Annotated in this window: 24 protein-coding genes; 12 read left to right on the top strand and 12 right to left on the bottom strand. The window is 63.8% G+C overall.

All coding sequences use genetic code 11. The annotated features are described in order from the left end of the window. Positions 1-99 precede the first annotated feature (99 nt). The 4 genes from B5483_RS03375 to B5483_RS03360 all read left to right on the top strand — a co-directional run bounded on the left by B5483_RS03375 (position 100) and on the right by B5483_RS03360 (position 5111). Positions 100-552 carry a GatB/YqeY domain-containing protein gene (locus B5483_RS03375; RefSeq protein WP_054946215.1) on the top strand — a complete coding sequence of 151 codons (453 nt, stop codon included), beginning with the start codon at positions 100-102 and terminating at the stop codon, positions 550-552. A 30-nt stretch (positions 553-582) separates the two neighbouring features. Continuing rightward, the gene (gene dnaG / locus B5483_RS03370) at positions 583-2481 is read left to right on the top strand and encodes a DNA primase (protein WP_079729457.1); all 1899 of its coding nucleotides are present in this window, start codon (positions 583-585) and stop codon (positions 2479-2481) included. A gap of 42 nt (positions 2482-2523) precedes the next feature. Then, positions 2524-4554 carry an RNA polymerase sigma factor RpoD gene (gene rpoD, locus B5483_RS03365; protein WP_054946213.1) on the top strand — a complete coding sequence of 677 codons (2031 nt, stop codon included), beginning with the start codon at positions 2524-2526 and terminating at the stop codon, positions 4552-4554. A gap of 113 nt (positions 4555-4667) precedes the next feature. After that, a complete protein-coding gene (locus tag B5483_RS03360) occupies positions 4668-5111 on the top strand; it encodes a PaaI family thioesterase (protein WP_054946212.1) in 444 nt (147 codons plus the stop codon). 57 nt (positions 5112-5168) lie between these two features. On the opposite strand, the gene B5483_RS03355 is transcribed toward B5483_RS03360, so the two are convergent. After that, positions 5169-6698: a catalase gene (locus B5483_RS03355; RefSeq protein ID WP_079729456.1), complete on the bottom strand. Its 1530-nt coding sequence runs from the start codon at positions 6696-6698 to the stop codon at positions 5169-5171. 221 nt (positions 6699-6919) lie between these two features. Here B5483_RS03355 and rpiB point away from each other — a divergent pair, with 221 nt between their 5' ends. The 7 genes from rpiB to B5483_RS03320 all read left to right on the top strand — a co-directional run bounded on the left by rpiB (position 6920) and on the right by B5483_RS03320 (position 11355). After that, positions 6920-7357, top strand: a complete 438-nt coding sequence (gene rpiB / locus B5483_RS03350; protein WP_054946211.1) for a ribose 5-phosphate isomerase B — start codon at positions 6920-6922, stop codon at positions 7355-7357. A 20-nt stretch (positions 7358-7377) separates the two neighbouring features. Beyond that, positions 7378-8676: a serine hydroxymethyltransferase gene (gene glyA / locus B5483_RS03345; RefSeq protein ID WP_054946210.1), complete on the top strand. Its 1299-nt coding sequence runs from the start codon at positions 7378-7380 to the stop codon at positions 8674-8676. A gap of 4 nt (positions 8677-8680) precedes the next feature. Further along, complete coding sequence (locus tag B5483_RS03340; RefSeq protein WP_054946209.1) at positions 8681-8908, top strand: hypothetical protein; 228 nt, start codon at positions 8681-8683, stop codon at positions 8906-8908. Positions 8909-8941: 33 nt separating this feature from the next. After that, the gene (gene nrdR / locus B5483_RS03335; protein ID WP_054946208.1) at positions 8942-9439 is read left to right on the top strand and encodes a transcriptional regulator NrdR; all 498 of its coding nucleotides are present in this window, start codon (positions 8942-8944) and stop codon (positions 9437-9439) included. Further along, positions 9432-10157, top strand: a complete 726-nt coding sequence (locus B5483_RS03330) for an RNA methyltransferase (protein ID WP_054946207.1) — start codon at positions 9432-9434, stop codon at positions 10155-10157. The genes nrdR and B5483_RS03330 overlap by 8 nt, the downstream gene beginning before the upstream one ends. 226 nt (positions 10158-10383) lie before the next feature. Next, positions 10384-10998 carry a 30S ribosomal protein S4 gene (rpsD, locus tag B5483_RS03325; protein WP_054946206.1) on the top strand — a complete coding sequence of 205 codons (615 nt, stop codon included), beginning with the start codon at positions 10384-10386 and terminating at the stop codon, positions 10996-10998. A gap of 144 nt (positions 10999-11142) precedes the next feature. After that, complete coding sequence (locus B5483_RS03320) at positions 11143-11355, top strand: hypothetical protein (protein WP_054946205.1); 213 nt, start codon at positions 11143-11145, stop codon at positions 11353-11355. A gap of 24 nt (positions 11356-11379) precedes the next feature. Here B5483_RS03320 and B5483_RS03315 read toward each other — a convergent pair whose 3' ends face one another. The 10 genes from B5483_RS03315 to B5483_RS03270 form a co-directional block, all read right to left on the bottom strand. Continuing rightward, positions 11380-12006 (bottom strand): ParA family protein, encoded by a 627-nt coding sequence (locus B5483_RS03315; RefSeq protein ID WP_079729455.1) that lies wholly within the window; start codon positions 12004-12006, stop codon positions 11380-11382. A 186-nt stretch (positions 12007-12192) separates the two neighbouring features. Next, positions 12193-13320 carry a tRNA guanosine(34) transglycosylase Tgt gene (tgt, locus tag B5483_RS03310; RefSeq protein WP_079729454.1) on the bottom strand — a complete coding sequence of 376 codons (1128 nt, stop codon included), beginning with the start codon at positions 13318-13320 and terminating at the stop codon, positions 12193-12195. Between the two features lie 20 nt (positions 13321-13340). Next, positions 13341-14384: a DUF481 domain-containing protein gene (locus B5483_RS03305; protein WP_054946203.1), complete on the bottom strand. Its 1044-nt coding sequence runs from the start codon at positions 14382-14384 to the stop codon at positions 13341-13343. 21 nt (positions 14385-14405) lie between these two features. Beyond that, positions 14406-15176 carry an ABC transporter permease gene (locus B5483_RS03300; protein WP_054946202.1) on the bottom strand — a complete coding sequence of 257 codons (771 nt, stop codon included), beginning with the start codon at positions 15174-15176 and terminating at the stop codon, positions 14406-14408. Then, positions 15173-16108 carry an ABC transporter ATP-binding protein gene (locus B5483_RS03295; RefSeq protein WP_079729858.1) on the bottom strand — a complete coding sequence of 312 codons (936 nt, stop codon included), beginning with the start codon at positions 16106-16108 and terminating at the stop codon, positions 15173-15175. Before B5483_RS03295 ends, B5483_RS03300 begins: the two co-directional genes overlap by 4 nt. A gap of 91 nt (positions 16109-16199) precedes the next feature. Further along, entirely contained in the window at positions 16200-17228 is a 1029-nt protein-coding gene (gene queA, locus B5483_RS03290) for a tRNA preQ1(34) S-adenosylmethionine ribosyltransferase-isomerase QueA (RefSeq protein WP_079729453.1), read from the bottom strand. A 68-nt stretch (positions 17229-17296) separates the two neighbouring features. After that, positions 17297-17983 carry a peptidylprolyl isomerase gene (locus tag B5483_RS03285; protein WP_079729452.1) on the bottom strand — a complete coding sequence of 229 codons (687 nt, stop codon included), beginning with the start codon at positions 17981-17983 and terminating at the stop codon, positions 17297-17299. A gap of 86 nt (positions 17984-18069) precedes the next feature. Continuing rightward, positions 18070-18600 (bottom strand): pantetheine-phosphate adenylyltransferase, encoded by a 531-nt coding sequence (gene coaD, locus B5483_RS03280; RefSeq protein ID WP_079729451.1) that lies wholly within the window; start codon positions 18598-18600, stop codon positions 18070-18072. After that, positions 18600-19505: a polyprenyl synthetase family protein gene (locus tag B5483_RS03275; protein WP_054946198.1), complete on the bottom strand. Its 906-nt coding sequence runs from the start codon at positions 19503-19505 to the stop codon at positions 18600-18602. Before B5483_RS03275 ends, coaD begins: the two co-directional genes overlap by 1 nt. Before the next feature lie 3 nt (positions 19506-19508). Further along, the gene (locus B5483_RS03270) at positions 19509-19763 is read right to left on the bottom strand and encodes an exodeoxyribonuclease VII small subunit (RefSeq protein ID WP_054946197.1); all 255 of its coding nucleotides are present in this window, start codon (positions 19761-19763) and stop codon (positions 19509-19511) included. A 164-nt stretch (positions 19764-19927) separates the two neighbouring features. On the opposite strand from B5483_RS03270, the gene purL reads away from it, so the two are divergent. After that, positions 19928-22087, top strand: a complete 2160-nt coding sequence (purL, locus tag B5483_RS03265) for a phosphoribosylformylglycinamidine synthase subunit PurL (protein WP_054946196.1) — start codon at positions 19928-19930, stop codon at positions 22085-22087. Positions 22088-22361: 274 nt separating this feature from the next. On the opposite strand, the gene serB is transcribed toward purL, so the two are convergent. Next, a complete protein-coding gene (serB, locus tag B5483_RS03260; protein WP_245828804.1) occupies positions 22362-23177 on the bottom strand; it encodes a phosphoserine phosphatase SerB in 816 nt (271 codons plus the stop codon). Positions 23178-23231 lie beyond the last annotated feature (54 nt).

Genomic DNA, 23231 nt, shown 5'->3' with positions numbered 1-23231 from the left:
CGCTTGTGCAGCGCGTCAAGGCAGCGGGTGCAAATTGCCGCGCGTCTTGCTAGTTTTATACGCGAAACTAATCGCCAACCTCAGGACAAAAGAAAAACAATGCTTCGTGATTCGATCAAGGCCGCGCAGATTTCCGCGATGAAAGCCGGCGACAAGCCGCGCCTTGCCGCCGTGCGACTCATCCTTGCCAAGATCAAGGACCGCGACATCGAGCTTCGCACCGTCGACAAGAAACCGGACGACGACGACCTCGTGATCGAGGTGCTGCAGAAAATGGTGAAGCAGCGCCGCGAATCGATTCAGCTCTTCGAGGAAGGTGGCCGCCCCGAACGCGCCGCCGACGAACGTGCCGAAATGGTCGTGATCGAAGAGTTCCTTCCCGCCCAGATGTCGGAAGAAGAAACGAAGGCCGCGATCGAATCGATCAAGGCCGAAACCGGAGCGGCAGGCATGAAGGACATGGGCAAGGTCATGGCCGAACTGAAGGCGCGCCACGGCAACCAGCTCGACATGGGCAAGGCCAGCGGCTGGGTGAAGGCGGCGCTGAGCTGACGGTCTTCACAGGAAACGGCGGCACGCTCCGTGCTCACACCGCAATGGCTCGACCAGCTCAGGTCCCGGACGACGCTCTCGGCGTTGATCGGCCGTTCCGTGCGCCTGCAGAAGGCAGGCCGCGAGCACAAGGCGTGCTGCCCGTTCCATAACGAGAAGTCGCCCAGCTTCACCGTCAACGATGAAAAGGGCTTCTATCACTGCTTCGGCTGCGGTGCGCATGGCGATGCGATTCGCTGGATGACCGACCATCAGGGCCTCGCCTTCATGGATGCCGTGAAGGAACTCGCAGCCGAAGCGGGCATGGACGTGCCAGCCCCCGATCCGCGCGCCGCCAAGGCGGCTGAAAAGCGCGACACGCTTCATGACGTGATGCATGCAGCTCAGGACTGGTTCGTGCAGAACCTGTCCTCCCCACAGGGCGGGGAAGCCCGCACGTACCTCGCCACGCGCGGGTTCGACGCCCACACCGTCGCCCGCTTCGGCTTCGGCTATGCCCCCGAGGGGCGGCAGGCGATGAAGGAGGCGCTCGGCAAGTTCCCCGAGCCCATGCTGATCGAGGCGGGCCTGCGCATCGCCGTGGAGAACCGCGATCCCTACGATCGCTTCCGCGGGCGCCTGATGCTTCCTATCGAGGACGCGCGCGGCCGGGTCATCGCCTTTGGCGGACGCATTCTCACCAAGGAGAAGACGGACGCCCCCAAGTACCTCAATTCTCCCGACACACCGCTCTTCGACAAGGGCCGCACGCTCTACAACCTGCACCGCGCCGCCCCTGCCGCACGCCAGAGCGGCAGGATGATCGTGGTCGAAGGTTACATGGACGTCATCGCCCTGGCAGCCGCGGGCATCGGCGAATGCGTCGCCCCGCTCGGCACGGCGCTCACCGAACACCAGATCGAAATGCTGTGGCGGCAGGTTGAGACCCCGATCCTGTGCTTCGACGGGGACACCGCAGGCCAGCGTGCGGCCATGCGAGCGATTTCGCGCGCCCTGCCCCTGCTGCGTCCTGCCCATTCCCTGCGCATCGTGCGGCTTCCCGAGGGTCTCGACCCTGACGACCTGATCAAGGCCCGTGGGGTGAAGGCGCTGGAAGAGATTCTCGACAGCGCCCGCAGTCTCGTCGAAGTGCTCTGGGAATTCGAGCGCGATTCGCATCCTCTGGTGACCCCGGAGGACAAGGCGGGCCTGAAGGCACGCCTGATCGAGCATGTCGACGCGATCCAGCACCCCGACATCGCCAGCCTGTATCGGCGCGAATTGCTCGACCGCTATTCCGAATTCGCATTCCCCCGCCGCGACAATCGCTGGCAGGGTGGCGGGCAGAAAGGCGGCGGGCTCAACGCCGGCGGATTCAACCGCGGCGGACCGCGCGGCAAATGGAACGGGCGCCCGGCCCCGGCCCCATCCAGCCCCGAATCGATTGAACGGCTCAGGCGCCGTTTCGACGCCGGCGCAGGCGGCGGCGCGCGCGATGCACTGTCTGCTGCCGTGCTTGCGGGCCTGATCCGCTGGCCATCGCAGCTGGCCCGCCACGCCGAAGCCCTGGCCCGTACGCCCGACCTCGACCCCCGGTTCGAGGCCCTGCTTGATTGCTGCGACGCCAAAGACGCGCTTGAAAGCGGCGAGCTTGGCACCATATTGACGGAAAATGGTTTGCAGCCGCCCGGAATCGCGGAATATTCAGGCCTTCGTTTCAGCTTTCTCCATGCAGAAGCAAACGAACAGCAGGCGGTATCCGATCTGGCCCAGGCCATTGATCTCTTGGTAGAGCGTCCGGTTCTGGAGGCGGCTCTGGCTAAAGCAACGGCGCGCTTCGAAAGCGAGTTGTCCGACGAAGCCTTTGCCGAGCAGCAGCGCCTGCTCAAGAGAAAGCTGGAATTTGACAGTCGCCTCAGGCAAATGGCGACAAGACAGGCGGACTCCTGATTGTATAATCGTAGGTGTTCGGCACGAATTAACGGCGGTGGAATGAGCAGAAACGACGACAACAGCGGCGACAAGAACGACGGCACGGACGCCCCGCTGATCGATCTCAACGAGGCTTCGATCAAGAAGCTGATCGCGCGTGCTAAGCGCCGCGGCGTCATCACCTATGACGAATTGAACGAGGCCCTGCCCCAGGACCAGATGTCTTCCGAACAGATCGAGGACATCATGGCCGCCATCTCCGAGATGGGCGTCAACATCGTCGAGAGCGACGAAGACGCCCAGAGCGACGACGACAACGATAACGACAACGATGTCGACGAAGTCGATTCGGACGATTCGGCACCCAAGATGGTCGCCGAGACGAAGAAAAAGGAAACGATCGAGCGCACCGACGACCCGGTGCGCATGTACCTGCGCGAGATGGGCGCGGTCGAACTGCTCAGCCGCGAAGGCGAAATCGCGATCGCCAAGCGCATCGAAGCCGGGCGCGACATGATGATCCTGGGCCTGTGCGAAAGCCCGATCACCTTCCACGCGATCATCCAGTGGTCCGAAGCGCTCAACAACGGTGAAATGCAGCTGCGCGAGATCCTCGATCTCGACGCCATGCTCTCGAAGGAGCCCGCGCCCGAAAGCCTCAACGAGGACGGCGAGAGCGACGACGACGGCGAAATCAGCGAAGCCACCGCAGGCCCCTCGTACAAGGAAGACGACGACGAGGAAGAAGAGTCGGCCGAAGGCGAGGAAGGCGAGGACGGCGAAGGCCGCAGCGAGCGCCAGCGGGACGACGACGAAGAAGACAACACCCTCAGCCTTGCGCAGATGGAAGCTGCCCTCAAGCCCGAAGCGCTTGAGAAGTTCGCGCGAATCACCGAACTGTTCCAGGCTTTCGAGAAGCTGCAGTCGGAGCGTCTCGACGCCCTGGCGCTTGGCATCGACTTCCCAACCGCCAAGGAAGACCACTACCAGCAGTTGCGCGAGGAGCTGACCGCGCAAGTGGAATCGGTACAGTTCCACGCGACCAAGATCGAATACCTGGTCGACAACCTTTACGCCTTCAATCGTCGCCTGACGACGCTGGGCGGCCAGATGCTGCGCCTTGCGGAGCGTCACAAGGTCAAGCGTGCCGACTTCCTGAACACCTACGTCGGCCGCGAACTGGACGACACCTGGCTTCCGGAAATGTCCAAGAAGGACAAGAAGTGGGCCGCCTTCGCCGAGAACGAGGCCGATTCGGTCGAGCGCATCCGTTCGGAAGTTTCGGACATCGCCGCTGCCACCGGCATGGCGCTCCCCGAATTCCGCCGCATCGTCAACATGGTCCAGAAGGGTGAGCGCGAGGCGCGTATCGCCAAGAAGGAAATGGTCGAGGCGAACCTGCGCCTCGTGATTTCCATCGCCAAGAAGTACACGAACCGCGGCCTGCAGTTCCTCGACCTCATCCAGGAAGGCAACATCGGCCTGATGAAGGCGGTCGACAAGTTCGAGTACCGCCGCGGCTACAAGTTCTCGACTTACGCCACGTGGTGGATCCGCCAGGCGATCACGCGCTCGATCGCCGACCAGGCCCGCACGATCCGTATCCCGGTCCACATGATCGAAACGATCAACAAGCTGGTCCGCACCTCGCGCCAGTTCCTCCACGAGCAGGGCCGCGAGCCGACGCCGGAAGAAATGGCCGAGCGTCTCTCGATGCCGCTCGAGAAGGTCCGCAAGGTGATGAAGATCGCCAAGGAACCGATCTCTCTCGAAACGCCGATCGGCGACGAGGAAGATTCGCACCTGGGCGATTTCATCGAGGACAAGAACGCGATCATCCCGGTCGACGCTGCGATCCAGGCGAACCTCAAGGAAACGGTCACCCGTGTTCTTGCCTCGCTCACCCCGCGCGAGGAACGCGTGCTGCGCATGCGCTTCGGCATCGGCATGAACACCGATCACACGCTGGAAGAAGTCGGCCAGCAGTTCTCGGTTACCCGCGAACGCATCCGCCAGATCGAGGCGAAGGCGCTGAGGAAACTCAAGCACCCGAGCCGCAGCCGCAAGATGCGCTCGTTCCTCGACCAGTAATGACGGAAAGCCCCGCTTCGGCGGGGTTTTCTTTGTCCGGCATCCAAGACAGACCGGCAGCAGCGGTGCGACGCGATATGGCCGAAGCGCAAGCTTGGCGCTAACCCTTGCCGATGACCGTCTCTGCCAGCCCATCCGCCCTGACACTGCGTCTGACAAAGGCACAGGTTGCAGCGTTCCTTGACGATACCTTTCCGGAAAGCTCCCGACCGCTTCTCGGCCAAGTCGAAAGCCTCGCGCTCAACCACTTGCGCATGCGGCTCGATCCCGATCCGTCCATGCGGCGACCGGGAAACATCGTTTCGGGACCTTCGCTCATGGCGCTGGTCGACGTGGCCGCCTACGCGGTGATCGCCGCGCACAACGGGCCCGAGGCGATGGCCGTCACCAACGCCCTGTCGATCTCGTTCCTGCGCGCCTGCCAGTTCGAACCAATCTACGCCGATGCGCGCATCCTCAAGCTGGGCAGGCGCCTGGCCAGCGTCGACGTGCGGATCTGGCAGCGCAGCGAGGATCGGCTGGTCGCCCAGTCGACTGTCGGGTATGCGCTGCCCTGAATGAAAAAGCCCCGCCGAAGCGGGGCCTTCCCTTGTTCCGGACGATGTGGGTGCCGACTATTCGGCGGGCTCTTGCTCTGCGATCGCTTCGGCCGAAGCCATTCCCGGCGCCTCGGACTTGCCGCCCAGCTTCGCGCGCACGCCCTTTTCGACCCTTTCGCCGGTATCCGCGTCGATCGCCTTCCAATAATCGAACGCACGCCGGAGGATTTTCTCCGATACGCCATCGCAAAGGTGGCCGACGATGTTCGTCACGAGCCTCTCGCGCGCGGCATCGTCCATCACGTCTCGGATGAGCGCGCGCGGCTGGCTGACGTCATCGTCATCCTCGCGAGGGGTATAGGCGGAGCGCACCATCTCCCCGTCGGCGTACCACAGGCCCGCTTCTCCCGAGAGGTCGGGCTGCGCCGCCGGCCCGCCGTAGCTGTTGGGCGCATAGACCGGGTCGGACACGTTTTCGGTCCGTCCGGCACCGTCCTTCGAATAACTGAAGACCGGGCATTGCGGCTTGTTCACCGGGATCTGCCTGTAGTTCACGCCAAGACGCGCGCGATGGGCATCGGCATAGGCAAAGCCGCGTGCGAGCAGCATCTTGTCGGGCGACAGGCCGATGCCGGGCACCATGTTGCTGGGCTCGAAAGCAGCCTGTTCGATCTCGGTATGGAAATCGGTCGGATTGCGGTCGAGCGTGAGCTTGCCAACCTCGATCAGCGGATAGTCCGAGTGCGGCCAGACCTTGGTGAGATCGAAGGGGTTGATACGATAGGTCTTGGCATCCTCGAACGGCATGACCTGCCAGTAGAGCGTCCAGCTCGGATGGTCGCCGCGCGCAATCGCATCGAACAGGTCGCGCCGGTGGAAGTCGCCGTCCTTGCCAGCCATCTCGTCGGCCTCGGCCTGCGAAAGGTAGGCATTGCCGTCGCCAAGATCGGTCTTGAAGTGAAACTTCACCCAGAACTTCTCGCCCGAGGCATTGATCAGGGAGTAAGTGTGGCTGGAATAGCCGTTCATCTCCCGCCACGTCTTCGGCACACCGCGGTCGCCCATCAGGTAGGTCACCTGATGGGCGCTCTCCGGCGACAGGGTCCAGAAATCCCACTGCATGTCGTGATCGCGAAGGCCATTGTCGGCGCGGCGCTTCTGGCTGCGGATGAAGTGCTGGAACTTCATCGGATCGCGAATGAAGAAAATCGGCGTGTTGTTGCCGACCATGTCGAAATTGCCGTCCTCGGTGTAGAACTTCACGGCAAAGCCGCGCGGATCGCGCCAGGTATCGGGGCTGCCACGCTCGCCTGCCACGGTCGAAAAACGGGCCAGGGCCCCCACCTTCGCGCCGGGCTGGAAGACTTTCGCCTTGGTATAGCGCGAGACGTCGTTGGTGACCTCGAAATGCCCGAAGGCACCGCTGCCCTTGGCATGGGGCTGGCGCTCGGGAATGCGCTCCCGATTGAAATTCGCCATCTGCTCAAGAAGATAATGATCGTTGAGAACGATAGGCCCGTCGCGGCCCACGGTCAGGGAATGCTCGTCACTCTGGACGCGGATGCCGGCATCGGTCGTCGTGGGGGGGATTGTTTCGTCGGCCAAGGTCGTATCCTCCGGACTGGGTTTGCAGTACCCATACCCAACACGCCGAACCTGCCGTCAGTTCCGGAGCCGATCCGCAGGAGTACTCATCCCGCCCCGTTCTTGCCAATTGCTGACGCACGCACCATGTCACCGGCGAGGTCTTATTGCGGTGGCCTTCCGAGGCGTATCGCACTAAGGCGCGTTGCGAACCCGATTCCCGGAACTGCCACGGAACGAACATGCGCATCGCTATCGCATCCGACCACGCCGCCGTCGACCTCAAGGCGACGCTGCGCGAGTATCTCATCAATCTTGGCCACGAAGTCGCCGACCTTGGCCCCGAAACAGCCGACCGCGTCGACTATCCCGACTACGGCTACAAGCTTGCCTCGGTCGTTGCCGACGGCACCGCCGAATATGGCGTCGCGCTTTGCGGTTCGGGCATCGGCATCTCGATTGCCGTCAACCGCGACCCCGCGTGCCGCTGCGCACTTGTCTCTGAGCCGCTATCGGCCGCCCTCGCGCGTGAGCACAACAATGCCAACGTCATCGCCATGGGCGCACGCCTGACCGGCGAGGACATGGCCAAGGCCTGCCTAGATGCATTTCTTTCGACCGAGTTCGGCGGTGGTCGCCACGCCGGGCGCGTCGAGAAACTCTCCAACCCCACAAGCTGATCCGAAGAGGTCCAACGAACATGACCGTCGAAACTGCCATCCGTTCCCCCGGCTTCTTCACCGACACGATCGCCCAGAGCGATCCTGCCGTCGCCAAGGCCATCGGCAAGGAACTCAAGCGCGAGCGCAAGCAGATCGAGCTGATCGCCTCGGAGAACATCGTCTCCAAGGCCGTGCTCGAAGCGCAGGGTTCGGTGCTGACGAACAAGTACGCCGAAGGCTATCCGGGCAAGCGCTACTACCAGGGCTGTGAGCCTTCGGACGAAGTCGAAACGCTGGCCATCGAACGCGCCAAGCAGCTGTTCGACTGCGGTTTCGCCAACGTCCAGCCTCACTCGGGCGCACAGGCCAACGGTGCAGTCCTGCTCGCGACGGTCAAGCCGGGCGACACGGTAATGGGCATGAGCCTCGATGCCGGCGGCCACCTCACCCACGGCGCGCGCGCCGCGCTTTCGGGCAAGTGGTTCAACGCGGTCCAGTATGGCGTGACCAAGGACACCCACCTGATCGACTACGACCAGGTCGAAGCCCTTGCCAAGGAGCACCAGCCCAAGCTGATCATCGCAGGCGGCTCGGCCTATCCGCGCGTGATCGACTTCAAGCGCATGCGCGAGATCGCCGACAGCGTGGGCGCGCTGTTCCAGGTCGACATGGCGCACTTCGCCGGCCTCGTGGCTGCTGGCGTGCACCCCTCGCCGTTCCCCTACGCGCACATTGCCACCACCACCACGCACAAGACCCTGCGCGGTCCGCGCGGCGGCATGATCCTCACCAATGACGAGGCGCTGGCCAAGAAGATCAACTCGGCCGTGTTCCCCGGCCTGCAGGGCGGTCCGCTGATGCATGTCATCGCCGCCAAGGCCGTTGCCTTCGGTGAAGCCCTGCGTCCCGAATTCAAGGACTACAGCAAGAAGGTGGTCGAGAACGCCAAGGCCCTTGCCGAAACGCTCAAGGCGCGCGGCGCCGAGATCGTCTCGGGCGGCACCGACACACACCTCGCCCTGATCGACCTCTCGCCGCTCGGCGTGACCGGCAAGGACGCCGACGAAGCGCTCGAACGCGCCGGCATCACCTGCAACAAGAACGGCATTCCGTTCGACCCGCTGCCGCCGATGAAGACCAGCGGCATCCGCGTCGGTTCGCCTGCCGGCACCACCCGCGGCTTCGGGGTCGAGGAATTCCGCGAGATCGGCAACATGGTCGCCGACGTACTCGACGGTCTGGCCAAATGCGGCGAGGAAGGTGACGCGCAAGTGGAACAGAATGTCCGCGCGCGCGTAGAAGCCTTGTGTGACCGCTTCCCGATCTACGAGGACTGATACGATGACCGACCCCCGTCGCCCCCAGGACAATGGCAGCTTCGTCAGCGATGCGCGCCATGAGCTTGCCGGAATGCTCCAGGATGGCCTTGGCCATCCTTCGACCAAGCCGGTACTTGTCTGGGGGGCGATGGGTGCGGTTGCAGGTGCGATGCTGCCTTTCGTATCGATCGGCCTCGGCCTTGCCGCAGGCGCCGGATACAAGTTCTACAAGCGCGTTCGCCCCGACTGAACGCGCCTTTTCCCAAGGAAAGCCCCCTCGTAAATGCGCTGTCCGTTCTGCGCCCACGACGATTCCCAGGTCAAGGACAGCCGCCCGACCGAGGACAACACCGCGATCCGCCGTCGCCGCCAGTGCTCGAGCTGCGGCGCGCGCTTCACGACGTTCGAACGCGTCCAGCTTCGCGAGATCACCGTGGTCAAGACCGGCGGCGATAACGAGGAGCCCCGGCGCGAACCTTTCGACCGCTCGAAGATCGAGCAGTCGGTCACGCTGGCCTGCCGCAAGCGCGGCATCGACCGCGAGAAGATCGACCAGCTCGTTTCCGGCGTCCAACGCCAGATCGAAACCGCGGGCGAGGCGGAAGTGGCCTCCCGCGAAATCGGCGAAATGGTGATGGACGGACTGCGCCAGCTCGACTCGGTTGCCTACATCCGCTTCGCCTCGGTCTATCGTGCCTTCAACGAGGCCAGGGACTTCGAGGAGTTCGCCGGAACCGTGCGCGATGTTGCCGATGATGAAGGAACTTCCACCAATGGCTGACACCCAGCCCGTCATCGTGCTCGTGCGCCCGCAACTGGGCGAGAATATCGGCAAGGCTGCACGGGCCATGCTGAACTTCGGACTTACCGAAATGCGCCTCGTCTCGCCGCGCGACGGCTGGCCGAACCCTTCTGCTGGGCCTGCCGCCGCCGGGGCCGACCAGGTGCTCGATGGCGCGCAGGTCTATGAGACGCTGGCCGAAGCGGTCGCCGACTGCGCCAATGTCTATGCCACGACGGTGCGCAAGCGCGGCGTCACCAAGCCGGTGGTCACCCCCGAACAGGCCGCGCGCGAAATCCATACCGCCCCGGGCCGCTCCGCCTATGTCTTCGGACCGGAACGCTCTGGCCTGGAAACCGAAGACGTTGCGCTGGCCCGCGCGATCCTGACCGTGCCGATCAATCCGGAATTCGCCTCGCTCAATCTTGCGCAAGCCGTGATCCTTTGCGCCTACGAATGGTCGAAAGGCGCCGATCTTGCGCAGCCGACCGCCGAAGAACTGCTCCCCCCTGCCCCGCAAGACGAACTGGAAGGGCTGATCGGCCATTTCGAGCGGTTCCTGGAGACGAAGAACTACTTCTGGCCCGAGACGCGCGCGGCGGCCAATCGCCTGACCTTGCGCAACCTGCTGACCAAGCCCGGCTGGAATCACCTCGAGGTGCGCACCCTGCGCGGCATTCTCAGCACGCTGGAGGACGCACGGCGCAAGCGCGATTGAGCCGGTTTCAAGACCGAATGCCTCAGCGCGCTTGACATTCCCTGACAACCCCGTAAGGGCCACGCCTTCACATGGCGCCTGCCTGTTTCGGCAGATCCGTCCATTCGGCCCCGCACCCCGGTGAAGCGGCGGCCGCAACCAGCGAAGTACGGCTGGTTGGTGCGCCCCGGGACAACACGGATCGCTGGCCAAGGTGGCCTGGCGACAAGCAGAACGGAGACGACATATGTCGAAGCGCAAGAGCGCCAAGTACAAACTCGACCGCCGCATGGGCGAGAACATCTGGGGTCGCCCCAAGAGCTCGGTTAACCGCCGCAGCTACGGCCCGGGCCAGCACGGCCAGCGCCGCAAGGGCAAGCTTTCGGACTACGGCATCCAGCTGCGCGCCAAGCAGAAGCTCAAGGGCTACTACGGCGACGTGACCGAGAAGCAGTTCAAGCGCACCTACCAGGAAGCCGCCAAGATGAAGGGCGACACCGGTCAGAACCTGATCGGCCTGCTCGAGCAGCGCCTCGACATGATCGTCTACCGCGCCAAGTTCGCGCCGACGATCTTCGCGGCCCGCCAGATCGTTTCGCACGGCCACATCCGCGTCAACGGCGTGAAGTGCAACATCGCCTCGCGTCGCGTGCGCGTCGGCGACGTCATCAGCCTCGGCAACAAGGCCAAGGAAATGGCGCTTATCATCGAAGCGCAGAGCCTGCCCGAGCGCGAAGTTCCCGACTACGTCGCTGCCGACGGCACCGACAAGGTCACCTTCGTTCGCGTCCCGACGCTCGACGAAGTGCCCTACCCGGTGAAGATGGAACCGAACCTGGTCGTCGAGTTCTACTCGCGCTAAGTCACGGTTTTCCGGAGACGGAATTCAGCAAGAGGGCGGTCCTTCCGGGGCCGCCCTTTTCGCATGGGCAAACACCCTCAAAAATACACGATTCGAAGCCCTTGTCAGGAAACTGAAGCAGACTTCGCGCATTTGACCATCGTCATGCAGCGATACCGTTTCATCACCCCCCACCGCACCGGCAAATGGTACCCCGATCTCGATACCGCAAAGCGCTTCGCCTGCGAGATCGGGGCCGGCTTTCTCGATTCCCGCACCGGCCGCTTCGTGGCCTACGTCGGCACCCGGCTCGAGGTCATGAAGCCGCGCAGCGCGAAACCCGGCCACCCCGCCGACCTCCAGAAGGCTCCAGCCTGAAAGGGGCGCAAGAAGCGCCGCGTTTCATTTCAGAGTGATATGGCCCGACGCCCATTTCCACAGGGCGTCGACTTCGCAGGCGGCCTTGCCGTCCGGCTCGATCTCACCGGCCACTTCGCCGGTTCCTGACGAGCGGTGGAAGGCAGCCCTTTCGCCGAACTGGACGGGGCAGACCTGCAGACCCAGCGCCTCGGCCGATTTCGTGGCTTCCTCGATCATGCGGCTGGCCCGCGCCGGAACGGCGTTGAATACGACGAAGGCCGGTTTGCGCGCAAAGGTCATCAGCCCCGCCGTCGCTTCCAGCGCATGAAGGTCGAAGGCACGGGCGCGGGTCGGGATCAGGACGAGATCGGCCACGCGCACCGCTTCACGCGATGCCGTGTCTCCGTGCGGCGGAGTATCGATGACGACCAGTTCGGCGCCGCCACGCCGCGCTTTCTCGATCGTGCTGAACAGGCGTACCGGCGGGCAGGTCATGACTTCCGGCTTGAAATCGCCCCGCCAGTCTCCCCAGGTCGCGGACGTCGCTTGCGGATCCGTGTCGATGACGCAGGTTTCCCGGCCGGCATAGACCGCGCTGGTGGCCAGATGGAGCGCCATGGTCGTCTTGCCCGAGCCGCCCTTCTGGCTGACGATCGCGATGGTCGGCATGAACAACACCCCCTGTCCTGCTGTTCCGGCACCGGAAAATCCGATTCGCTTGGAAAATGCCGGTCAGGGGAATGTCCGGGTGATGCAGCCGCTTGTCCATAGCCGCACGACTTTGTCCCGTGAAACCTGCTCGGGATCGGTCGAAAGCCAATGCGAAAGATCGGTCCCGGTCTGCACCGGGGCCGATCACTTCTTCAGGTAATCACGGCGGAAATCGGCGGCGAAGGCCGCAAAGCGGCTTTCGGCTATGGCATCGCGCATGGCCTGCATGAGCTGCTGGTAGAACGAGACGTTGTGCTCGGTCAGCAACATGGCGCCCAGGATTTCGCCCGAACGGATCAGGTGATGGAGATAGGCGCGGCTGTACGTGCCGCAGGTCGGGCATTTGCAACGCTCATCGATGGGGCCGTTATCTTCGGCATGGCGCGCATTGCGCATGTTGAGAGGACCATTCCAGGTGAAGGCCTGCCCATTACGGCCCGAGCGCGTCGGCAGCACGCAGTCGAACATGTCGACCCCGCGCTCAACCGCGCCAACGAGATCGTCGGGCTTGCCCACGCCCATCAGATAGCGCGGACGGTCGACTGGCAACTGACCGGGGGCAAACTCGAGCGTGGCGAACATCGCTTCCTGTCCTTCACCCACGGCGAGGCCGCCGATCGCATAGCCATCGAAGCCGATATCGACGAGAGCATCGGCGCTGGCCTTGCGCAGACCTTCGTCGAGTGCGCCCTGCTGGATGCCGAAGAGCGCGGAGTTGGCTGCATGTTCGCCGCCGCTGTCAAATCCGTCGCGGCTGCGTTTGGCCCAGCGCATCGACATTTCCATCGACCGGGCAATGACGTCGCGCGGCTGGTCGATCTTCGGGCATTCATCGAAGCACATGACGATGTCCGAGCCGAGCAGACGCTGGATCTCCATCGAGCGTTCGGGGCTGAGCATGTGCCGCGAGCCGTCGAGGTGGCTGGCAAAAGTCACCCCTTCCTCGGTGATCTTGCGCAGGTCCGAAAGGCTCATGACCTGATAGCCGCCGCTGTCGGTAAGGATCGGGCGATCCCAGTTCATGAACTTGTGCAGCCCGCCAAGGCGCGCAACGCGCTCGGCACCGGGGCGCAGCATCAGGTGGTAGGTATTGCCCAGGATGATGTCGGCGCCGGTCGCGCGCACGCTTTCGGGCTTCATCGCCTTGACCGTTGCGGCAGTACCTACCGGCATGAAAGCGGGGGTGCGGATTTCGCCGCGACGCATCTTGATGACGCCGGTGCGCGCCTTGCCGTCGGTGGCGTGGATGGAGAATTCGAAACGCGGGTTCATGGCCGCGTCCGTTAGACCGGTCAGAAGCCGTAGACCAGTGAGAACCGCGAAATCGTATCGGTCTTGAGCGAACCGGCCGGCGGCGCGGTTTCATGCTCGATGGAATAGGACAGCTTGGCCTTGAGGCCCTTGGCCATCCCCGCCTCGATCCCGGTGAGCGAGGTGAAGGTGCTGTTGTCGGACCCGATGTAGCTCGAGGCGTCCTGGCTCAGTGCAAGCGTTCCGTTGAGCTTCCAGTCGAAATCGAGCGAAGTCAGGGCGGACCAGGTCGTTTCGGAGGGATCGTCGATGTAGTTCGTGCGGCGAACGGCCGGGCCTGCCTCGACCGAAAGCGTCATGTTGCGGCGCTTGACAAGGCGATAACCCAAACCGCCCGAGAAAGAGAAACGGTCGCGATAGCCCTGGATCTCGTCCTTTTCATACTGGAGGCGACCGTAAGTGAAGACACCATCGTTGATGGTGTAGCGCGGCTGGTAACTGGCCCCGTACTTCTCCCGCGTGACGGTGCCGGAATCCTTCTGGTAATCGGCCGTCGCAAGGATCATGTGCTCCCAGTCGATCCCCTTGCGGTCGAGCTTGAGCGCGCCGGTGAAGCCGAAATTCGTGGTGTTGCCCGTGCTGTGGAAGGCCCCGAGTTCGATCTGGCCCTTCCACAGTTCCAGCACCCCCGATTCGCGGATACGCCGGGTTTCTGCTTCGGTCTTGGCAGCAAGGCGCGCTGCCTTGTCATCGAGATAGGCGCGGTGCATCGCCTTGATCTCGTCCTTGTCGTAAGGCTGCGTCTCGATCGCCATCTTCACGACGGCCGCGACCGTTTCGGATTCGTCGGTCCTGACCGCAGCCTCGATCATCGCCTTGACGTTCTTGGGCAGACTCGGCGGCGGAACTTCGATGAACGGCGTCGGCCAGGGATAGTCCGGCAAGGCCAGACGCAGCGGTTCGGGCGCAAGATCGACAAGCCCTTCGTCGACCGAAAGCCGTGCCTCTTCGAAAGGCTGGGCTTGGGCCGGAACGGCGAGCAATAGCGACGGGAGGGCGACCGGGAGGAACGTCTTCAAAGCCATGACCGAATCGAATCTATGAAATCAGGACCGCAGGCGCCAGCCCGTCTTGAAGATCCATGCGATGAAGGCCACGCAAATCGCGAGGAACGCCAGAGTCATCCCCAGCGAAGTGGCAATCGGGAAGTCCGAACTGCCGTAGAAGCACCAGCGCAGTCCGTTGACGAGATAGACGACCGGGTTGGCCATGGCCACCGAACGCCACGGTTCGGGCAGGACGTCGATCGAATAGAACGTGCCGCCCAGGAAAGTCAGCGGGACGATAAACAGGACCGGCACGATGCCCAGCTTCTCGAAGCTGTCGGCCCAGATCCCGAGGATGAAGCCGAAGAGCGAGAAGCTTGCCGAGACCAGCAGGATGAAGCCGAGCGTGTAGAACGGGTGCAGGATCGTATAGTCGACAAAGAAAGTCGCGGTCCCGAGAATAATAGCGGCCAGGATCAGTGACTTGGTCGCCGCCGCCCCGACGAAGCCAACCAGCGTCTCGGCCGTGCCGACGGGCGCGGAAAGCAGTTCATAGATCGCGCCGGTGAAGCGCGGCATGTAGATGCCGAAGCTGCCGTTGGACGTGCTTTCGCTCAGCAACGTGAGCAGGAGCAGCCCAGGCACGATGAAGGCACCGTAATTGACCCCGTCCATCGTCTCCATCCGACCGCCGATAGCCGCGCCGAAGACGACAAAATAGAGAACGGTGGTCAGCACCGGACCAAGGATCGACTGCATGGCCGTGCGCAACGCGCGTGCGACTTCGCGCTTGTAAATGGTCCAGGCGCTGCGGGCGTTGAAAGCGATCACTGCGCCTCTCCTTCAAGCAGATTGACGAAGATCTCTTCGAGGCTCGATTCGCGAATGTCGATCGACGTGTAGTCGATTCCGGCCGCGACCAGCGTCTTGGTCAGCTCGGCCACTTCGGCCTTGCCGCCCCCTGCGCCGTCTCCGCCGCGGTAGCAAAGCTCCGCGCCGCCATCGCCAAGCGTGACCGCGAAACGGTCCAGCATCGTGGGTATATCCGCAAGCGGCTGGGCCAGCCTGATATGCGCTTCGGTACGGCCAAGCTGCTTCATCATAACCGAGGTCTGCTCGACCATGCGGATTCGCCCGGCCTGGATGATGCCGACGCGGTCGGCCATTTCCTCGGCCTCTTCGATGTAGTGCGTCGTCAGGATGACCGTGGTGCCAAGGTCGCGCAACTTGGCGATCTGCTGCCACATGTCGCGCCGCAGTTCGACGTCGACGCCCGCCGTCGGCTCGTCGAGGAACAGCAGTTGCGGTTCATGCGCCAGCGCCTTGGCGATCAGCACACGGCGCTTCATCCCCCCTGACAGCGCGCGAATCTGCTCGTTGCGCTTGTCCCAGAGGCTGAGCGCCTTGAGGATCTCCTCGATCTTGCCCGCGTCCGGCGCCAGGCCGAAAAGCCCGCGCGAATAGTTCACGGTGTGCATGACCGTTTCGAACATGTCGGTCGCGAGCTCCTGCGGGACCAATCCGATCCGGGCGCGCAGGCTGCGCCAGTGCGAGCCAAGGTCTTCACCGAAGACCCGGATCGTGCCGGAACTGGGACGCACCAGTCCGCACACGGCACCGATCAGGGTCGTCTTGCCTGCACCATTGGGACCGAGCAAGGCGAAGATCTCGCCCTTGCGAATGTCGAGGTCGACGCCATGCAGCGCCGTGAAGCCGCCCGCGTAAGTCTTCGTGAGACCGCGGATTTCGAGAATGGATTCCATCTTGCCTTGATGGGGCATGACGATGGCAGTTCCAAGACCTGGACCGTGAGATTGCGACGCAATTCCCACAAGTTGGTCCAGCTCTGCCGAATCAGGGCAGCAGCAGGCTCGAATCTCCATAGGAATAGAAGCGGTATTCCTCGGCAATGGCGTGGGCATAGACTGCCTGCATCTTCTCCAGCCCCATCAGCGCGCTGACGAGCATGAACAGCGTAGACTTGGGCAGGTGGAAGTTGGTCATCAGGCCGTCGATCGCCTTGAAGCGATAGCCCGGGGTGATGAAGATCGAGGTATCGCCTTCGAACGGCCGGATCACGTTGTCGTCACCCGCCGCACTTTCCAGCAGGCGCAGGCTGGTCGTGCCAACGGCGATCAGGCGGCCACCGGCCATGCGCGCGGCATTGAGACGATCCGCGGTGGCCTGGTCGATGCGTCCCCATTCGGCGTGCATCTTGTGGTCGGCAGTGTCGTCGGCCTTCACTGGCAGGAAAGTCCCCGCCCCGACATGAAGCGTCAGCGTCTCGCGGGCAATACCGGCTTCGTCGAGCCGGTCGACGAGTTCAGGCGTAAAGTGCAGCGCCGCAGTGGGAGCGGCAACCGCGCCCTTCTCGCGCGCGAACATGGTCTGGTAGTCCGAGCGGTCGGCCTCGTCGGTCTCGCGCTTGCCGGCGATGTAGGGCGGCAGCGGCATGCGCCCTGCCCGCTCGAGCAGCACTTCGACCGGCTCGTCGCCCTCAAAGGCTAGCGTCCAGCTGCCGTCGTCGTGCCGTGCCTCGGCAATCGCCGTCACTTCGGCCGGGAATTCGATCCGGTCGCCCAATTTGAGCCGCTTGGCATTGCGCACGAAGGCCTGCCAGCGGCGCAGGTCGATGCGCTTGTGCAAGGTCGCACCGATCCGGGCCTCTCCGCGGCGACCTTCCAGCTGGGCCGGGATCACGCGGGTATCGTTGAAGACCAGCACGTCGCCCTTGCGCAGCCTCTGCGGCAGGTCGCGTACATGGCGGTCGGAGAACAGTGCATCGCCCTCCACCACCAGCATGCGCGCGGCATCGCGCGGCTTGGCCGGACGAAGGGCTATGCGTTCGGTGGGAAGGTCGAAATCGAAGAGGTCAACGCGCATGGCCGCGCGCTAGAGCAGCGCGCGGACTTCGACAAGATCGGGCGTTGCAATAGGGCCCTGTGCGCAGCTCAGTCGGATGTCGAATTGCTGAGCTGGTCCGCGGTAATCGGAGCCGCCGTGGCCGATGCTGCGACAGTACCCGGTGCAGGCGGCGCCTTGTGATCGGAGGCGAGCGTCGCCTGAACGATGCGCGTCGGGTTCTGCGGCGGTTCGCCGCGCTGGATCGCATCGACGTACTGCATGCCCGAAATCACGCGGCCGAACACGGTATACTTGTGGTCGAGCGAGAAGCGCGGATAGAACACGATGAAGAACTGGCTGTTCGCGCTGTTCGGATCGTTGGTGCGCGCCATCGAAACGGTGCCGCGCAAGTGCGGCAGCGAATTGAACTCGGCCTGCAGGTCAGGCAGTTGCGAGCCGCCCTGACCGGTTCCCGTCGGGTCGCCGGTCTGCGCCATGAAGCCGTCGATCACGCGGTGGAAGATGACACCGTTGTAGAAGCCCTGCTCGGCAAGCGACTTGATCCGCTCCACGTGGTGGGGCGCCCATTCCGGCATCAGGCGGATCGCCACGCGGCCGCCGTCCGAAAGATCGAGCAACAGGATGTTCTGCGGATCGTGCGACATGTCCGTGTCGACGACCGACGAAAGCGCCGGCGCAGCAGGAGCGGGTACATCCTTTTTCTTCGCCAGGGCCGGTGCAGCCACCAGCGCAAGCCCGATCATCGTCGCGGTGAGAGGAAGGCGAAATTTCATCGATTACTCACAAGCTGAAGCCAGTCATCGTGGGGGCGATAGAGCGCCGGCGATGACGTGACAATGAACGAAACGGACCGATCTGTTCAGTAGTCGCCCTTGAGACCCGTCGCGGCAATGCGCTCGACGACGTCGTCGCGCACTGCGGGGCTGACGAACTTGGTGATATCGCCGCCGAACATCGCGATTTCCTTCACGAGCTTGGATGCGATCGGCTGCAGGCTGACATCGGCCATGAGGAAGACGGTCTCGATGTTCGAGTTAAGCTGCTGGTTCATGCCAGCCATCTGGTACTCGTACTCGAAGTCAGCCACGGCGCGCAGGCCGCGCACGATCACCGTTGCGCCCTGCTTTTCGGCGAATTTCATCAGCAGTGCGTTGAAACCCACCACCGAGACGTTCTCGATGCCCAGGCTTGCCACTTCACGCTCCACCATCGCTATACGCTCGTCTGGCGTGAAAAGCGGGTTCTTCGACATGTTGGTGGTGACGCCGATGATCAACCGATCGACCAGCTTGGCCCCGCGCCGGATGATGTCGGCATGACCGCGCGTGATCGGATCGAAAGTGCCGGGATAAACGCCGACACGTTCGCCAGCAGTCTTCAAGGCCGTCATCAATGATCCCTCTCGATGATGTAGCGCGCCACGGCACGCAGCAGGTCCGCTTCCTTGCCGTAGTGCGCAAGGTACGAGATCGCCTGGTCAACCAGCAGCCGCGCCTGCTCACGCGCGCGTTCGGGCCCGAGCAGCGAAACGAAGGTTTCCTTGCCCGCGCCGGCATCCTTGCCCACGGCCTTGCCCGCCGTGGCGGCATCGCCTTCATAGTCGATCAAGTCGTCGGCGATCTGGAATGCGAGACCGATGTCGCGCGCATAGCCGCGAAGGTGTGTACGCCCTTCCGGCGAAACCCGGCCCAGGATGGCGCCCATCTCGACCGCCGCGCCAAGCAGCGCCCCGGTCTTGAGCTGCTGCAGGCGCGTGACGGTCTGCAGGTCGAACTCGCTCGTCTCGGCGACGAGGTCCATCATCTGGCCGCCGGCCATACCTTGAGCGCCGCTCGCGTGGCCAAGCGCCTGGACCAGTTCGATCCGGGTGAACGGATCGGCACAGGTCGCCGGATCGGCAAGCACCTCGAAAGCGAAAACGTGCAGCGAATCCCCGGCCAGAACCGCCGTCGCCTCGTCGAAAGCGATGTGAACGGTCGGCTTGCCGTGACGCAGGGCGTCATCGTCCATGCACGGCAGATCGTCATGGATAAGGGAATAGACGTGGATCGCCTCGATCGCGACGGCGGCCCGCACTGCGGCCCCGCGGTCGACCCCGTACAATTCGGCGACCGAAGTCAGCAACAGCGGACGCAGCCGCTTGCCGCCGCCGATCGCGGCATAACGCATGGCTTCCACCAGTCGCGCGCGCGCATCTTCGGGTACCGGCAGGAGTGCATCGAATGCGCCGTCGATCTCGGACGCGATGCGCACAAGACCCTCTGCGAGCAGCGAGTCGGCTACGCCCTGGGCCACGACTCAGCGATCCGCAGTATCGAAAGGCTGGGTGCCGGACGGCACTCCATCGGGTCCGGCGACGATCTTCTCGATCCGCGCCTGGGCCGCATCGAGGCGCTTCTGGCAATGCTTGCGCAGTTCTTCACCACGTTCGTAAAGCGTGATCGAATCCTCAAGCGGCACATCGCCGCTTTCCAGCTTGCGCACCACGTCTTCCAGCGCGCGCAGCGCATCCTCAAAGCTCAAGGCGTCGATGTTCGGGGTCTCTCCGTTCATGCCGCAGCAATGGCCGTCTCGTGTCGGACGGTCAAGGTAGGAACCGGAGAAACGCGTTTTGCCATGTTCTTGAGGCCCGGAACGCCGCTTCAGGGCACGATGCGGACCATTCAGCGCGTGAAGCGGACTAGCGCGCGCGCGTGGACATGGCTAAGGCGCGTCGCATGAGCGGAATCACCCCTGAAGTCGTCGAGGCCCACGGCCTCAGCCCCGAGGAATACGAGCGCGTCCTTCATGCGCTCGGCCGAGAGCCGAACCTTGTGGAACTCGGCATCTTTTCGGTCATGTGGTCGGAGCATTGCTCGTACAAGTCGAGTCGCTTCCACCTCAAGAAGTTGCCGACCGAGGCGCCCTGGGTCATCCAGGGCCCCGGCGAGAACGCCGGCGTCATTGACATCGGCGACGGCCAGGCGGCCATCTTCAAGATGGAGAGCCACAACCACCCCAGCTACATCGAGCCCTACCAGGGCGCGGCGACGGGCGTCGGCGGCATCCTGCGCGACGTGTTCACGATGGGCGCGCGCCCGGTCGCGAACATGAACGCGCTGCGTTTCGGCCGCCCCGAGCACCCGAAGATGAAGCATCTCGTCCAGGGCGTGGTCGCGGGAATCGGCGGCTACGGCAACTGCGTGGGCGTCCCCACCGTCGGCGGCGAGACGAACTTCCACAAGGCCTACGACGGCAACATCCTCGTCAACGCGATGACCGTGGGCGTGGCCGAAACCGACAAGATCTTCTACTGCGCCGCCACCGGCCTCGGCAACCCGATCGTCTACGTCGGCTCGAAGACCGGCCGTGATGGCATCCACGGCGCCACCATGGCCTCGGCCGACTTCGACGAGAATTCGGACGAGAAGCGCCCGACCGTGCAGGTCGGCGACCCCTTCACCGAAAAGCTGCTGATCGAGGCCTGCCTCGAGCTGATGGCCACCGACGCGATCGTCGCGATCCAGGACATGGGCGCGGCCGGCCTCACCTCCTCCTCGGTCGAGATGGCCAGCAAGGGCGGCGCCGGCATCCGGCTCGACATGAACAAGGTGCCGTGCCGCGAAGAGGCGATGACGCCTTACGAGATGATGCTTTCGGAGAGCCAGGAGCGCATGCTCATGGTCCTCAAGCCGGGCAAGGAAGCCATGGCCGAAGCGATCTTCAAGAAGTGGGAACTCGACTTCGCGGTGATCGGCGAAGTGACCGACACCGGTCACATGGTCCTCGAATTCGACGGCGAAGTGGTCTGCGACATTCCGCTCGGCCCGCTCGCCGACGATGCGCCGGAATACGAGCGTCCTTACGTCAGCCCCGAAGAATACAAGGCTTGGGCCCAGGTGCCTGCGCTGGTTGACGTGCCGGAAACCACCGATCCGGGAGCCGACCTGCTGAGGCTCATGGGCGGCGCGGACCTCGCCTCGCGCAAGTGGATCTGGGAACAGTACGACAGCCAGGTCGGCGCCGACACCATGCAGAAGTCCGGCGGCGACGCCGCGGTCGTGCGTGTCCACGGCACGCAGAAGGCGCTGGCGATCAGCACCGACTGCAGCCCGCGCTACTGCTATGCCGACCCCTATGAGGGCGGCAAGCAGGCTGTCGCCGAGACTTACCGCAACATCTGCGCGGTCGGCGGTCTGCCGCTGGCGATCACCAACTGCCTCAACTTCGCGAACCCGCAGCGTCCGCAGATCATGGCGCAGATCGTTGGCTGCCTTAACGGCATGGGCGATGCCTGCCGCGCGCTCGACTATCCGATCGTGTCCGGCAACGTCTCGCTCTACAACGAATCGAAGGCCACCGGCGGCGGATCGGCCATCCTGCCGACCCCGGCGATCGGCGGCGTCGGCCTGCTCGTCGACCACGACAAGATGGCCACGATCGCCTTCAAGAACGAAGGCGACGCCATCTTCGTGCTGGGCGGTTCGGGCACGCACCTCGGCCAGTCGCTGTGGCTGCGCGAGATTGCCGGCCAGGAAGCGGGCGAAGCGCCGAAGGTCGACCTCGAAGCCGAACGCGCCAACGGCGCAACCGTGCGTGAGTGGATCGGTCAGGACAAGGTTACCGCCGTCCACGACGTCAGCGACGGCGGCCTGCTCGTCGCGCTGGCCGAAATGGCCCTTGCGAGCGGCAAGGGCTGCACGCTCGACACCGACCTCACCACCGCCGAAGCCTTCGGTGAAGACCAGGGCCGTTACGTCGTGACCGCCCCGGCCGGAACCGATCTGCCCGGCGCGGTCAAGATCGGCACCGTCGGCGGAAGCAAGGTTGCCGGCGTCGAAATCGCCGATCTTCGCGAAGCCAACGAGGCATTCTTCCGGGACTGGATGGAGGCGTAAAACCCTCCGCCAGCCTGCGGTTGGCTTCGCTCCCCCGATCATCGCGATGGGGAGGATCTCATTCTGGAAACTCCTCCCTGTCTTGCATGGCAAAATGGGAAGGGGGCGGTCGCGAAATCGACTGACGCAGGGGCAATCTCAGCGCTTCGAGCAAGCGCGTGAGATTGCTTACCCGAATCCCTCTTCGGCGCTACCACTGGATCAGCAACGACCTCCCCTCATCCTCCCCGCCGCTAAGCAACATCGAGGATGAGGGCCAGGTCAGGTCATCGCATCAATCGCGAACCCAGTCCTTCTCGGGAATGCCGAGCAGGCGCAAAACCGAAGTCAGGTCACCGCGGTTGATCCAGCCATTGGCGGCAGCGCGCGCCTTGGGCTTGGCGTGATAGGCGATGCCGTACGTGGCCGCTTCAAGCATCGGAATATCGTTGGCGCCATCGCCGGTGGCGAGACTGGTCGCGCCTTCCGCCAGTTCGGCCATGATCGATTGCAGCGTGCCCTTCTTGACCGAGCTGTCGACGATGCCGCCGACAAGGCCACCGGTCAGCTTGCGATCCGCGACCTCCAGGCGATTGCCCACGACCTCTTCGAAGCCCAGCCACTCGGCGACCGGATCGGCAAAGTGGTGGAAGCCACCCGTCACCAGAACGGTACGGCAACCCAGCTTCTTGAGCGTCTGCACCAGGACCTTCGATCCCGGCATGGGCTGGATGCGACCGGCGAGGCACTGGTCGATCGCTTCGATCGACAGACCCTCGAGCAGTCCAACGCGTTCACGCAGGGCCTGTTCGAAGTCCAGCTCGCCCTGCATGGCGCGCTCGGTAATGTCGGCAATGCGGTCCTTGAGGCCAGCGAAGTCGGCCAGTTCGTCAATGCATTCCTGCCCGATCATGGTCGAATCCATGTCGGAAATGAACAGCGCGGGCACTTGCGGCTCGCTCTCGCAAACGAGGCCGTCGGTCTCCTCGAAATGGGCATCGAGCGAGGCGCGCATGGCCGAAGCATCGCTGTCGGGCGACTCGATCTGCATCGTCTGTCCGCAGAAATCGAGCATGGAAGCCTCGGCGAGGCGCACACCCCGTTTTTCCATATCGGCCCGGGCCGCGTCGATTCTTGCGGAGAGATGATCCGGTTCTGCTATCAG

Origin of the sequence: Novosphingobium mathurense, assembly GCF_900168325.1 — a bacterium.
In the GTDB taxonomy this organism is placed as follows: Bacteria; Pseudomonadota; Alphaproteobacteria; order Sphingomonadales; family Sphingomonadaceae; genus Novosphingobium; species Novosphingobium mathurense.
Note: the sequence above shows the minus strand (reverse complement) of the source record. Positions and strands in the feature narration are given on the sequence as shown.

Bases quoted from the DNA above. Each gene is read 5' to 3' on its own strand.
- B5483_RS03375 (WP_054946215.1), top strand. From the start codon at position 100: ATGCTTCGTGATTCGATCAAGGCCGCGCAGATTTCCGCGATGAAAGCC.
- B5483_RS03295 (WP_079729858.1), bottom strand. From the start codon at position 16,108: ATGGAATCCATTCTCGAAATCCGCGGTCTCACGAAGACTTACGCGGGC.
- B5483_RS03315 (WP_079729455.1), bottom strand. From the start codon at position 12,006: ATGCCGACCATCGCGATCGTCAGCCAGAAGGGCGGCTCGGGCAAGACG.
- B5483_RS03340 (WP_054946209.1), top strand. From the start codon at position 8,681: ATGACCGACCCCCGTCGCCCCCAGGACAATGGCAGCTTCGTCAGCGAT.
- rpiB (WP_054946211.1), top strand. From the start codon at position 6,920: ATGCGCATCGCTATCGCATCCGACCACGCCGCCGTCGACCTCAAGGCG.
- serB (WP_245828804.1), bottom strand. From the start codon at position 23,177: ATGGAAAAACGGGGTGTGCGCCTCGCCGAGGCTTCCATGCTCGATTTC.
- tgt (WP_079729454.1), bottom strand. From the start codon at position 13,320: ATGAACCCGCGTTTCGAATTCTCCATCCACGCCACCGACGGCAAGGCG.
- rpsD (WP_054946206.1), top strand. From the start codon at position 10,384: ATGTCGAAGCGCAAGAGCGCCAAGTACAAACTCGACCGCCGCATGGGC.
- B5483_RS03330 (WP_054946207.1), top strand. From the start codon at position 9,432: ATGGCTGACACCCAGCCCGTCATCGTGCTCGTGCGCCCGCAACTGGGC.
- B5483_RS03360 (WP_054946212.1), top strand. From the start codon at position 4,668: ATGACCGTCTCTGCCAGCCCATCCGCCCTGACACTGCGTCTGACAAAG.
- B5483_RS03270 (WP_054946197.1), bottom strand. From the start codon at position 19,763: ATGAACGGAGAGACCCCGAACATCGACGCCTTGAGCTTTGAGGATGCG.
- glyA (WP_054946210.1), top strand. From the start codon at position 7,378: ATGACCGTCGAAACTGCCATCCGTTCCCCCGGCTTCTTCACCGACACG.
- B5483_RS03285 (WP_079729452.1), bottom strand. From the start codon at position 17,983: ATGAAATTTCGCCTTCCTCTCACCGCGACGATGATCGGGCTTGCGCTG.
- purL (WP_054946196.1), top strand. From the start codon at position 19,928: ATGAGCGGAATCACCCCTGAAGTCGTCGAGGCCCACGGCCTCAGCCCC.
- queA (WP_079729453.1), bottom strand. From the start codon at position 17,228: ATGCGCGTTGACCTCTTCGATTTCGACCTTCCCACCGAACGCATAGCC.
- rpoD (WP_054946213.1), top strand. From the start codon at position 2,524: ATGAGCAGAAACGACGACAACAGCGGCGACAAGAACGACGGCACGGAC.
- B5483_RS03320 (WP_054946205.1), top strand. From the start codon at position 11,143: ATGCAGCGATACCGTTTCATCACCCCCCACCGCACCGGCAAATGGTAC.
- B5483_RS03305 (WP_054946203.1), bottom strand. From the start codon at position 14,384: ATGGCTTTGAAGACGTTCCTCCCGGTCGCCCTCCCGTCGCTATTGCTC.
- coaD (WP_079729451.1), bottom strand. From the start codon at position 18,600: ATGACGGCCTTGAAGACTGCTGGCGAACGTGTCGGCGTTTATCCCGGC.
- nrdR (WP_054946208.1), top strand. From the start codon at position 8,942: ATGCGCTGTCCGTTCTGCGCCCACGACGATTCCCAGGTCAAGGACAGC.